The organism is Streptomyces sp. NPDC012835 (assembly GCF_042900885.1).
Lineage (GTDB): Bacteria > Actinomycetota > Actinomycetes > Streptomycetales > Streptomycetaceae > Streptomyces.
The window spans coordinates 1-12,089 of record NZ_JBIBBW010000007.1 but is presented as its reverse complement, the minus strand read 5'-3'; the positions used below and the strand labels follow the sequence as shown (position 1 = coordinate 12,089).

Annotated in this window: 10 protein-coding genes; 7 read left to right on the top strand and 3 right to left on the bottom strand. The window is 72.6% G+C overall.

Translation table 11 applies throughout. From position 1 onward, the window contains the following. Positions 1-110 precede the first annotated feature (110 nt). Complete coding sequence (locus tag ACFY6S_RS25605; RefSeq protein WP_388827701.1) at positions 111-959, bottom strand: hypothetical protein; 849 nt, start codon at positions 957-959, stop codon at positions 111-113. A 40-nt stretch (positions 960-999) separates the two neighbouring features. Between ACFY6S_RS25605 and ACFY6S_RS25600 the strand changes: the two genes are divergently transcribed. The 3 genes from ACFY6S_RS25600 (at position 1,000) to ilvD (ending at position 5,106) form a co-directional block, all read left to right on the top strand. Then, entirely contained in the window at positions 1,000-1,932 is a 933-nt protein-coding gene (locus ACFY6S_RS25600) for a Ppx/GppA family phosphatase (protein ID WP_388827704.1), read from the top strand. A gap of 105 nt (positions 1,933-2,037) precedes the next feature. After that, positions 2,038-2,994, top strand: a complete 957-nt coding sequence (locus ACFY6S_RS25595) for a sugar phosphate isomerase/epimerase family protein (RefSeq protein WP_388827707.1) — start codon at positions 2,038-2,040, stop codon at positions 2,992-2,994. 261 nt (positions 2,995-3,255) lie between these two features. Further along, positions 3,256-5,106 carry a dihydroxy-acid dehydratase gene (gene ilvD / locus ACFY6S_RS25590; RefSeq protein ID WP_388827710.1) on the top strand — a complete coding sequence of 617 codons (1,851 nt, stop codon included), beginning with the start codon at positions 3,256-3,258 and terminating at the stop codon, positions 5,104-5,106. An 86-nt stretch (positions 5,107-5,192) separates the two neighbouring features. On the opposite strand, the gene ACFY6S_RS25585 is transcribed toward ilvD, so the two are convergent. Beyond that, positions 5,193-7,619 carry a PQQ-binding-like beta-propeller repeat protein gene (locus ACFY6S_RS25585; RefSeq protein WP_388827713.1) on the bottom strand — a complete coding sequence of 809 codons (2,427 nt, stop codon included), beginning with the start codon at positions 7,617-7,619 and terminating at the stop codon, positions 5,193-5,195. Between the two features lie 265 nt (positions 7,620-7,884). Between ACFY6S_RS25585 and ACFY6S_RS25580 the strand changes: the two genes are divergently transcribed. From ACFY6S_RS25580 to proC, 4 genes are all read left to right on the top strand, one after another. Then, positions 7,885-8,142 carry a peptidase gene (locus ACFY6S_RS25580; protein ID WP_388827792.1) on the top strand — a complete coding sequence of 86 codons (258 nt, stop codon included), beginning with the start codon at positions 7,885-7,887 and terminating at the stop codon, positions 8,140-8,142. Between the two features lie 37 nt (positions 8,143-8,179). After that, positions 8,180-8,764, top strand: coding sequence for a hypothetical protein (locus ACFY6S_RS25575; protein WP_388827716.1), 585 nt, complete (start codon positions 8,180-8,182; stop codon positions 8,762-8,764). Between the two features lie 39 nt (positions 8,765-8,803). Next, positions 8,804-9,562, top strand: a complete 759-nt coding sequence (locus tag ACFY6S_RS25570) for a class I SAM-dependent methyltransferase (protein WP_388827719.1) — start codon at positions 8,804-8,806, stop codon at positions 9,560-9,562. 163 nt (positions 9,563-9,725) lie between these two features. Then, on the top strand, positions 9,726-10,535 hold the full coding sequence (gene proC, locus ACFY6S_RS25565; RefSeq protein WP_388827722.1) for a pyrroline-5-carboxylate reductase: 810 nt from the start codon (positions 9,726-9,728) through the stop codon (positions 10,533-10,535). A 26-nt stretch (positions 10,536-10,561) separates the two neighbouring features. On the opposite strand, the gene trpS is transcribed toward proC, so the two are convergent. Further along, a complete protein-coding gene (gene trpS / locus ACFY6S_RS25560) occupies positions 10,562-11,557 on the bottom strand; it encodes a tryptophan--tRNA ligase (protein WP_388827725.1) in 996 nt (331 codons plus the stop codon). Between the last annotated feature and the right edge of the window lie 532 nt (positions 11,558-12,089).

Genomic DNA, 12,089 nt, shown 5'->3' with positions numbered 1-12,089 from the left:
CCGGACCGCGACCGCTCAGGGCCCGGCCGCGACCGCTCAGGGCCCGGCCGCGACCGGGACTGAGCGCTCAGTCCCGGCCGGATCCGCTCAGTCCCGCCGCCCGGATCCGCTCAGGACCGGGCCGGATCCGCCGGATGGGGAGCGAGCAGTGGCAGCTCGCTCGCCATCCGCCGCTCGCACAGCTCGGCCAGCCGCTCGTACCCCTCCTTGCCCATCAGCTCCGTCAGCTCGGGCCGGTACGTCTTGTACACCGGCTCGCCCGCGCCGTGCGCCGACGTCGCCGACGTGCACCACCAGTGCAGATCATGGCCGCCCGAACCCCAGCCGCGCCGGTCGTACTCCCCGATCGACACCTGGAGCACCCGCGTGTCGTCCGGCCGGTCGATCCAGTCGTACGTCCGCCTGACCGGCAGCTGCCAGCAGACGTCCGGCTTCGTCTCCAGCGGCTCGCGCCCCTCGCGCAGCGCCAGGATGTGCAGCGAGCAGCCCGCCCCCGCCGCGAAGCCGGGACGGTTCTGGAAGATGCACGAGCCCTCCCAGCGCCGCGTCTGCCGGTCGCCGTCCTCGTCGGTCTGTGTCCAGCCCGTCCGCGTGCCCTCCGCGTGGAACTGCCACAGGTCCGGGGTGAGACGCGCCACATGTTCCGCGACCCGCTTCTCGTCGTCCTCGTCCGAGAAATGCGCGCCCAGCGTGCAGCAGCCGTCGTCCGCGCGGCCCGCCTCGATGCCCTGGCAGCCACTGCCGAAAATGCAGGTCCAGCGCGAGGTGAGCCAGGTCAGATCGCAGCGGAAGACCTGTTCGTCGTCGGCGGGGTCCGGGAACTCCACCCAGGCGCGGGCGAAGTCCAGACCCTTCTCGTCGGGCACGTCCGGAGCCGCGCCCCGGACCTCCCGACGCCGCTCGTCCTGCTTCTTCGGGCCCTGAGCTTTGCCCGGCTTCGCCTTGTTCGTCTTTGGCACGGGTCCAGCGTATGCGCGTGCTCGCAGTAGCGTTCCGTTCATGAGACTCGGAGTCCTCGACGTCGGTTCGAACACGGTGCACCTGCTGGCTGTCGACGCGCACCGCGGAGCCCGTCCGCTGCCCGCCCACTCGCACAAGGCGGAGCTGCGGCTCACCGAACTCCTCGACGCGGACGGCGCGATCGGCCCCGAGGGCGTCGACCGGCTGGTGTCCACCATCGCCGACGCCCTCCAGGCCGCCGAGGACAAGGGCTGCGAGGACGTACTGCCCTTCGCGACCTCCGCCGTGCGCGAGGCCAGCAACGCCGATCAGGTACTCGGGCGTGTCAAGAGCGAGACCGGAGTCGACCTTGAGGTCCTCACCGGCGAGCAGGAGGCCCGGCTCACCTTCCTCGCCGCCCGGCGCTGGTTCGGCTGGTCGTCCGGGAAACTGCTGGTCCTGGACATCGGCGGCGGGTCACTGGAGATCGCGTACGGCATGGACGAGGAGCCGGACGCCGCCGTCTCCCTGCCCCTGGGCGCCGGCCGGCTCACCGCCGGCCGGCTGCCCGGCGATCCGCCCGACCCGATAGACGTGAAGGCGCTGCGTCGCCATGTACGGGCGGAGATCGCCCGCACGGTCGGTGAATTCTCCCGGTTCGGCGCCCCGGACCATGTCGTGGCGACCTCCAAGACCTTCAAGCAGCTGGCCCGCCTCGCCGGGGCCGCGCGCTCCGGCGAGGGCCTCTACGTACAGCGCGAACTGAGCCGCACGTCCCTGGAGGAGTGGGTCCCCAGGCTCGCCACCATGAACGCCGCCCAGCGCGCCGCGCTCCCCGGTGTCTCCGAGGGCCGCTCCTCCCAGCTGCTGGCGGGAGCGCTGGTCGCGGAGGGCGCGATGGATCTGTTCGGGATCGAGACGCTGGAGATCTGCCCCTGGGCGCTGCGCGAGGGGCTCATCCTGCGCCGGCTGGACCAGCTTCCGGCGACATAGGGGGCCTCCGGCGGCACAGCGGGTACGGTCCGCCCGGAACCGGCCCCTCGGGGACCGGACCGGACCAGCTCCCGGCCGCGCGCCACGTGCCCGTACGCTGTCTCCGTGGTGGAACCAGTGGTGCGCAACCCGGCCGCGAAGGTGGCGCTGTCGACAGCCTCCGTCTATCCGGAGTCGACGGCGACGGCCTTCGAGATCGCCGCGCGCCTCGGGTACGACGGCGTCGAGGTCATGGTCTGGACCGATCCGGTCAGCCAGGACATCGACGCGCTGCGCCGGCTGTCCGACCGGCACGGTGTCCCGGTCCTCGCCGTCCACGCGCCCTGTCTGCTGATCACCCAGCGGGTCTGGTCGACCGATCCCTGGGTGAAGCTCCAGCGGGCCCGCGCGGCGGCCGAGCGGCTCGGGGCGAGCACGGTGGTCGTGCATCCGCCCTTCCGCTGGCAGCGGCACTACGCGCGGGACTTCGTCAACGGCATCTGGCGGATGGCCGAAGAGACGGACGTACGGTTCGCCGTCGAGAACATGTACCCCTGGCGCTACCGGGACCGTGAACTGCTCGCCTACGCCCCCGACTGGGACGTCACCAAGGACGAGTACCGGCACTTCACCGTCGACCTCTCGCACACCGCGACCGCCCGCACCGACGCCATGGCCATGATCGACCGGATGGGCGACCGGCTCGGCCATGTCCACCTCGCCGACGGCAACGGCTCCGCCAAGGACGAGCACCTGGTGCCGGGGCGGGGCAGCCAGCCGTGCGCCGAGCTGCTGGAGAGCCTCGCGGACAGCGCGTTCGACGGCCATGTGGTGATCGAGGTCAACACCCGCCGCGCGATGTCCGCGGCCGAGCGCGAGGCGGATCTCGCGGAGGCACTGGCGTTCGCCCGGCACCACCTGGCTCCGTCGACGGGCGCGTCCCGTGCCCTTCAGGGCCCGCGCCCCGCCCGCGCCCAGGGGACGACCGCCCACCCGCCGCGCACCGCCCGTACCCCGCGCACCTCGCGCGCCGCCCGCGCCCCACGCAACCCGGGCGGCCCGCGGAGCACCGGACCGTCGTGACCGCAGGACAGCCCCGCACGCCGAGCGCTGCCTAGACCGAGCGGCCTAGACCGAGCGCTGCCTAGACCGGGCGCCCCGGCTCACCGGGCGCCCCCGTCTCACCGGGCGCCGCCCCGCCGAGCGCGGCGGCGTCACCGGGAGCTGACCGGGAACTGAAACGGGCATCCCGCATTCCGGACGGCGTGTCCAGATCTTGGATTCGAGGCGTACGCTCGGAAAGAGTCTTTTCTGCCGAAGGATCTGTCGAAGGAGCGAACGGCGATGCCCGAGCTGAGGTCCCGCACTGTCACCCACGGCCGCAATATGGCGGGCGCGCGCGCCCTTATGCGAGCGTCGGGCGTAGCGAGCGCGGACATCGGCAAGCCGATCGTCGCCGTGGCCAACTCCTTCACCGAGTTCGTGCCCGGCCACACCCACCTCGCGCCGGTCGGCCGGATCGTCTCCGACGCGATCAAGGCCGCGGGCGCCGTGCCGCGCGAGTTCAACACGATCGCCGTGGACGACGGCATCGCGATGGGCCACGGCGGAATGCTCTACTCCCTGCCGTCCCGCGACCTGATCGCCGACTCCGTCGAGTACATGGTCGAGGCGCACTGCGCGGACGCGCTGATCTGCATCTCCAACTGCGACAAGATCACCCCGGGCATGCTGATGGCAGCGCTGCGCCTCAACATCCCCACGGTCTTCGTCTCCGGCGGCCCGATGGAGGCCGGCAAGGCCACCCTGGTGGACGGCACGGTCCGAAAACTCGACCTGGTCAACGCGATCTCGGACGCGGTCAACGAGTCGATCTCGGACGAGGACATCCTCCGCATCGAGGAAAACGCCTGTCCGACCTGCGGTTCCTGCTCCGGGATGTTCACCGCCAACTCGATGAACTGCCTGACCGAGGCCATGGGCCTCTCGCTCCCGGGCAACGGCTCGGTGCTCGCCACCCACACCGCCCGCAAGGCGCTGTACGAGAACGCGGGCCGGACGGTCGTCGAGATCACCAAGCGCCACTACGAGCAGGACGACGCGTCGGTCCTGCCGCGCAACATCGCCACCCGCGCCGCCTTCGAGAACGCCATGGCCCTCGACATCGCCATGGGCGGCTCCACGAACACCATCCTCCACCTGCTCGCCGCCGCCCAGGAGGCGGAGCTGGACTACGACCTCGCCGACATCGACGCCGTCTCGCGCCGGGTCCCCTGCCTGGCCAAGGTCGCGCCGAACGTCGCCCCCGGCGGCACGTACTACATGGAGGACATCCACCGGGCCGGCGGCATCCCCGCCATCCTCGGTGAGCTGTACCGCGGCGGTCTGCTCAACGAGGACGTGCACACCGTCCACTCGCCGAGCATCAAGGACTGGCTGGAGACCTGGGACGTGCGCGGCGGCTCGCCCTCCGATGAGGCCGTCGAGCTGTGGCACGCGGCCCCCGGCTGCCGGCGCTCCGCCGAGGCGTTCTCGCAGTCCGAGCGGTGGGACACCCTCGACACCGACGCCGCCGGCGGCTGCGTCCGCGATGTCGCCCACGCCTACTCCGAGGACGGCGGCCTGGCGGTGCTCAAGGGCAACCTCGCCGTGGACGGCTGTGTGGTGAAGACCGCGGGCGTCGACGAGTCCATCTGGACCTTCGAGGGCCCCGCCGTCGTCTGCGAGTCGCAGGAGGACGCCGTCGAGAAGATCCTCCGCAAGGAGATCGCCGAGGGCGATGTCATCGTCATCCGCTACGAGGGACCGCGCGGCGGCCCCGGCATGCAGGAGATGCTCTACCCGACCTCGTACCTGAAGGGCCGGGGCCTCGGGAAGTCCTGCGCGCTGGTCACGGACGGCCGCTTCTCCGGCGGCACGTCGGGCCTGTCGATCGGGCACGCCTCGCCGGAAGCGGCCTCGGGCGGCACGATCGCGCTGGTCCACGACGGGGACCGCATCCGGATCGACATCCCGAACCGCTCGATCGAGTTGCTGGTGGCCGACGAGGAACTCGCCGCGCGCCGCGAGGCGTTGAACGGCGTGTACGCCCCCGCCGCCCGCGACCGCAAGGTCTCGGTGGCGCTGCGCGCGTACGCGGCGATGGCGACGAGCGCCGACAAGGGCGCGGTCCGGGACATCTCGCTGCTCGGCTGACGGCTGCTCGGCTGACGGCGGCTCGGCTGACGGCTGTCGCGGCCCCGGCGGTCCCGTACGTACGGGACCGCCGGGGCCGCCTCCTTTTACCAGCGCGCCGGATCGCGGCCGTCGACGGCGAAGACCGATCCGTCCGGCGCGCTCGCGAACACCGTGTCCGCCACGGTGACGGGCGCGGCCAGGCTGGGGACCAGCGTGTCGGAGCCCGTGCCCATCCGGGGCTTCGTCTGCCCCAGCAGCCTCCCGCGCGCGCCGTCCACGGCGAGAAGCCGTCCGTCCCCCGCGCTCAGATAGACCCGGCTCCCGGCGGCGGTGGGGCGCGAGGCCCGGGTGACCGACGTCTCCAGCCGCCAGCGCACGCCCCCGGCCTTCCCCTTACGGGTGTCGACGGCGAGCAGCGACCCCGTGTACCCCATGACGTAGACCATGTCGCCGTCCACGGTGGCCTGCGCCTGCTCCACCGGCGCGCCCAGCGGGACGCGCCGCGTGGTGCGGGTCGAGGCGTCGACCCGCACCACGGTACGTACCCGGTCGTCGAGGTCGCGGGCGAGCAGGAACAGCGCGTCGGAGGAGGCCCCGGCCGGGGTGAGGGTGCCGTCCAGCCGCTTCTCCCAGCGCAGGGCCCCGGTGGCCGGGTCGACGGACCTGATGTCCGTCGCCGTACCGTCGGCCGACGGAGTCGCGGCGAACAGCGGGCCGTCGCCGCCGTCGCCGGTGCCGCCGCTGCCGTCGCCACCGTCCGGGCCGCTCGCCGACGCCCAGACCGTGCCCGTACCGCCGTGCCGCCGCGTCCAGAGTGCCGCCCCGGTCGCGCTGTCCAGCGCGCGCACCTCTCCGTCGTACGCCACGAGCAGCACCGAACTCCCGGTGTACCGGACGGTGGCGTACGAGCCGACGCCGACCGTCCAGCGCTCGGCGCCCGACGCCGGGTCGAGCGCCCTCAGCCGGGTACCGGCGGGCTCGACGACCAGCAGCAGCCCACCGGAGAGGACCGGTGGCGCGCCGTTGTCGGACACCTCGCCGGACCCGGTGCCGCCCGAGCCCTCCGCCGCCCGCGCGGTCGGCACGGTCCAGCGGACCTCGCCGTCGTCCGGGTCGAGCCCGGCCGCCGCGACGCCGGGAGCGGCGCAGTAGACGCCCGCGCCCGACCCCGTACCCGTACCCGTCCCGCCGGCCGAACAGACGGGCAGTCCCGCGCCGGTTCCCGCACCGCCCCGGCCGCCGCCGCGCAGCTTCGTGTGCCAGGGCCGGAACGTCTGCGCCGCCCGCGATCCGTCCGTACCTGTCCCGGCCGGGGCGGTCGGCGCGGTGTCGTCACCCGTGGCCCGTACCGCCACCGCACCGACCGCGCCGACCACGGCCAGCGCGGCCACCGCCGCACCCGCCGCCGCCCAGCGCACCCGCCGGCGGGCCCCGGCCGGAGACCGGACGGTCCGTGGCCCCCGCGTCCCGGCCCTGGCAGCGGAAGCAGAAGCAGAAGCGGAAGCGGGGGAGTGGGTGGTGGTGGGCGCGGGGGTCAGGGACTCCTCCGCACCGGGACCGCGCTGCGCGGGTACGAGCGGACTCGCGCCGTGCGGCGCGCCCGTCGTCCGCCCGTCGTCCCGACCGGCCCCGACCTCCTCGTCGCCGCCCCGGTCGCCACCGGCACCACGCGCCCGGACCTGCCGCGCCCCGCCCCCGTCCGTCAGGCCCCCCGGCCGCAGCGCGGCCATCAGCTCGTCCGGCGTCGGCCGGTCCGCCGGATCCTTCGCCAGACAGCGGGTGATCAGCGGTACGAGTCCCCCGGGGACCCCGGCCAGATCCGGGTCGTCGTGCACGACCTGGTACGCGACGATGTACGGGCTGTCCGAGTCGAAGGGCCCGCGCCCGGTCGCCGCGTGCACCAGCACCGCGCCCAGCGCGAACACATCGGCGGCGGGGCCGACTTCGCGCGGGCGCTGGAACTGCTCGGGGGCCATGAACGGCGGGGTGCCGATGAGCCGGCCCGTCTCCGTGCGCAGATCGCTGTCCACAGGCCGCGAGATGCCGAAGTCGATGACCTTCGGGCCGTCGGACGCCAACAGGACGTTGCTGGGCTTGAGATCCCGGTGCACCACCCCGGCGCGGTGGATGTCCCGCAGCCCCTCGGCCAACCCCGCGCCGAGCCTGACGAGTTCTCCGTAGCTCAGCGGGCCGTTCCGCTTCACCCGCTCGGACAGCGTGGGCCCGTCGATGAACAGCGTTGCCATCCAAGGCCGTCCGGCCTCCGGATCGGCGTCCACGACAGGCGCGGTGAAGGCCCCGCTCACTCGCCGGGCGGCGGCGACCTCCTGCCGGAACCGCGCCCTGAACTCGGGGTCCGCGGCGTGGTTGACGTGGATGACCTTGATGGCCAGGCGCAGTCCTGAAGCGGAGGTGGCCAGATGGACCACACCCATTCCGCCCGAACCCAGGGCTGATTCGAGCAGATAGCCACCGGCATGATCCGGACGCTCCGCTTCCGGGGTCGACCCGGTATTGCGCAGTGGTGGCATCGCCCACCCCCGTGAAATTCGTGCGCAAGCGCGACGCACGGAGCCTAGTCGATGGTGCGTGCTATCAAGCCACGGCTTGCTAGCGTGCGCGGCGCGGAGATCCCCGCCCGCGAGCGGGGACGCGACACCTTCAATGGGGGAGGACGGCATGTCGGTCGAAGAGGTTGCGAGCGAAGAGACAGTGAGACAGATCCCGGCCCAGGTCCAGGCTCAGGTCCAGGTCCAGGCTGCGGTCCAGGCCCGAGTCCCGGCCCAGGCGCGGGCGATGGTCGCCGCCAAGCGGTACGCGGTCCACCCGGACTACCGGGTCAACGTACGCAGCGGCCCCGGCACCCAGTACGCGCTCGTCCGCGTCCTGGCGTACGGCGCGAGCGTTCCGATCAACTGCCAGCGGCCGGGCCAGTCCGTGGCGGGCCCGTACGGCACCACGAACATCTGGGACAACATCGCCAACGGCGAGTACATCTCGGACGCGTACGTCTACACCGGCAGCAGCGGCTATGTCACGGTGCGCTGCGCCTGATCGTGACGGAACACGCTCACCGGGCGATAATCGCCCGGTGAGCGAACACCCCGCACAGCGTCAGCAGGAACAGCCCCGGCGCTCCGAAGCCGCCGCGACCGCTCCCGTACCGGGTGAGGGCCGCGGCGGACCGGAACCGGAGGCCATCCGCTTCTTCGGTACGACCTGGCTCGGCCATGACGGCGGTTACGCGGCGCGGCGCGTGGCGGTCGCCGCCGGCTCGCTCACCACCGCCTTCGCCGCCTGCCTGCTGTTCCGCCTCGCCTACCAGGGGCTGGAGATCGCTGCGGTGGGCCCCTTCGTCGGGGTGCTGGTCGTCGTGGTGTTCGCGGTGTGCAGCGCCGTCGCGTTCCGCGGGACCTGGGAGGGCTTCAGCCGCCGCCCGGCCGATCCGGCCCGCGAGGAGTCGCTGCGCGGGCTCAGGACGATCGGCTTCATCGGCTCACTGATCGCGTACTTCCTGCGCTCGCTCGCCGAAGCCCCCGGAGAGGGGCTGCGCCGCCGGGAGTACGAGACGGCCGTCGCCCAGTACCAACGCCGCCGCGCCGCCCGCACGGGCAACCCGGCCGCCCGGCGCCGGGACGGCAGGGGCGCCAAGGGTCCCGAGGCCGGGCGCGAGTAGCGCGAAAGCCCCCCACCGGGGGCAGCCGCCTGACGCAGCATGGGAGGCATGAATCTTCGCGCGCTCTCCTTCGACGCCGTGGCCGACCAGTACGACACCGCCCGCCCCGGTTATCCGCCCGCCCTCTTCGACACCGTCGAGGAGCTGGCCGGCCGGCCCCTCCGGGGCGCCCACGCCATCGATGTCGGCGCGGGCACCGGTATCGCCACCCGCTCGCTGCGCGAACGGGGCGCCCTGGTCACCGCCGTGGAACCGGGCCCCGGCATGGCGGCCAGGCTGCGCCGGACGCTCCCCGGCGTCCCGCTCGTCCGGGGCTTCGGCGACGCACTGCCGTTCGCGGACGGCAGCGCCGACCTCATCACGTACGCCCAGTCCTGGCACTGGACCGACCCGGCCCGCTCGCTGCCCGAGGCGCTGCGGGTGCTCCGCCCCGGCGGCGCGCTCGCCCTGTGGTGGAACGTCTCCGACGGCTCCGTCCCCTGGATCGCGGAGCAGGGCGCGCGGATTCACCTCTGGGCGGGGGACGCCGCGCACGGCGCGCACAGCATCCACGGCCGGGGCAACGGGCTGCCGGAGTCGCCGGCGCGCGTGGAGCGCCGGGTGCCCTGGACCCGGCGCGTCACCGTCGACACCCACCTCGCCAATCTCGGCAGCCACTCGATCTTCCGGATGCGCGGCGAACAGGAGTCCGACGCCTTCCTCACGGCCGAGCGGGCCGAACTCCTCGCGCGTTTCCCGGACGGGAACCTGGAGGAGGCGTACGTGGTCGAGCTGACGCTCGTCGTGAAGCGGCGCTGAGCCGCCCGGCCCACCGCCCCGGCCGCCCGCCCAGACCCGGTGGCCACGGCGGGCCGCCACGCCGTACCGCTCCTCGGACACGCGCGCCCCCTGTCCGACCCCGGTGCGAGGATGGGGCACGGACGACAGCAGCACCCCTTTTCCACCGGCGAGGTGACCCGCAATGCCCCAGACAGTCGCAGTCCTCGGCACCGGCAAAATCGGCGAGGCCCTGCTCAGCGGCATGATCCGAGCGGGCTGGCGAGCCGCCGACCTGCTGGCCACCACCCGCCGTGCCGAGCGCGCCGAGGAGCTGCGCTCGCGCTACGGCGTGGAGACCGCCACCAATGCCGAGGCGGCGAAGCGCGCCGACATCCTCATCCTCGCCGCCAAGCCCCAGGACATGGGCACGCTGCTGGACGAGCTCACCCCGCACCTCACCGCCGACCGGCTGGTCATCAGCGCCGCCGCCGGCATCACCACCGCCTTCATCGAGGAGCGCCTCCCGCTCGGCACGCCCGTCGTACGCGTCATGCCGAACACCCCCGTCCTGGTGGACGAGGGCATGTCCGTCATCTCGGGCGGCAGCCACGCCCTGCCCGCACATCTGGCCCACGCCGAGGAGATCTTCGGCGGCGTCGGCAAGACCCTGCGTGTCCCGGAGTCCCAGCAGGACGCGTGCACGGCGCTCTCCGGGTCGGGCCCGGCGTACTTCTACTTCCTGGTCGAGGCGATGACCGACGCCGGCATCCTCCTCGGCCTGCCCCGCGCCCAGGCACACGAACTGATCGTCCAGGCCGCCGTCGGCGCGGCGGTCATGCTGCGCGACAGCGGGGAACACCCGGTGAAGCTCCGCGAGGCGGTGACCTCCCCGGCCGGCACCACCATCAGCGCCATCCGGGAGCTGGAGAACCACGGGGTGCGGGCGGCCCTCATCGCCGCCATCGAAGCGGCCCGCGACCGCAGCCGCGCCCTGGCCACGGGCAACGGCTGACGGCCGGTCGGGGGACGGGACCGGCGTCAGGCCGGCAGCAGTCCGATGGCGCGGGAAGCCGCGTCGACCACGGGCCGCGCCAGCGACCTGGCCCGTTCCGCCCCCTCCCGCAGCACCTGCTCCACATATCCGGACTCCGCGGCCAGGACCGCGTGCCGCTCCCGCACCGGTCGCAGCAGTTCGACCACCGCCTCGGCGGTGTCCCGTTTCAAGGCGCCGTACGAGTCGTAGGCACCGGCCAGTTCGTGCGGCTCCCGGGCCGTGCACGCCGCGAGGATCTCCAGCAGGTTCGACACGCCCGGCCTGGCCTCACGGTCGTAGGCGACATCGCGCCCGCTGTCGGTGACAGCGCGCATGATCTTCTTCTGTACGGTGTCGGCGTCGTCCAGCAGGTAGACGATCCCGGCGCCGGAATCGTGCGACTTCCCCATCTTCGACGCAGGGTCCTGCAGGTCCATCACGCGCGCGGCCACCGGCGGCCGGGTCGCTCTGGGCACGGTGAAGGTGTGCCCGTAGCGCTGGTTGAAGCGCAGGGCGAGATCCCGTGTCAGCTCCACGTGCTGCGTCTGGTCCTCACCCACCGGGACCTCGTCCGTCCGGTAGGCCAGGATGTCCGCCGCCATCAGTACCGGGTACGAGAGCAGGGAGAACCGCACACTCTCCCCGGACGCCCGCGCCCGCGCGCTCTTCTCCTTGTACTGGATCATGCGTCGCAGCTCGCCGTCGGTGGCCGTGCACTCCAGCAGATAGGACAGCCGGGTGTGCTCGTCCACATGGCTCTGGACGAATACGGTGCACAGCGCCGGGTCGAGCCCGGCCGCCAGCATCAGCGTGGCCGCCTGCCGGCTGAGTCTGCGGACCCGGGCCGGATCGTGTTCGACGGTCAGGGCATGCAGGTCCACCACGCTGAACAGCGCGTCGGCCCGGTGCTGATCCACCTCGACCCAACGGCGCAGGGCACCGAGGTAGTTGCCCAGCGTCAGATGTCCGGTGGGTTTGATCCCGCTGAAGATCCGTGTCATCTCTCTGCTCACCCTCTTGCTTGATCGGTTCGATCCGAGTCCGGCCACCGTCACCGGCGGCCGGACTCCCCGGAGGGGGAGAAACACGAACGGCCGCCGAAGCGGCGGCCGTTGAACGCGTACGCGAGTAGCGGGGCCGCCGTCAGGCGGCCCGCCACTCAAGGACGTGCGTACGCGAGGTCATGGCCTCAGAGTAGCGTCCGACCCCCGAGTTGACACGCGAAACAGCGATCCGTAATGTTCTCCGAGCTGTCCGACGTGAGCACCGGCCCAGGTCGGCCCCGGACAGCCACTCCGCAGGGTCATACAAGAAGCAGTGCGACCATTTTTTTGGTGGCAGCGGCTTTCGCGTGTGAGTTTGCGAAATGAGGAATCCGCGTTCGAACGGACGCAGCCCCGATTAGCGTTGGAGCCGGTGATTCCGCTAAAGTCTCACTCGTCGGAAGGGCCCAACAGCCCGGACGACAGCCCACTCTGACTGGGAATCAGGCCCGAAAGGATCTGGTAGAGTCGGAACCGCCGGAAAGGGAAA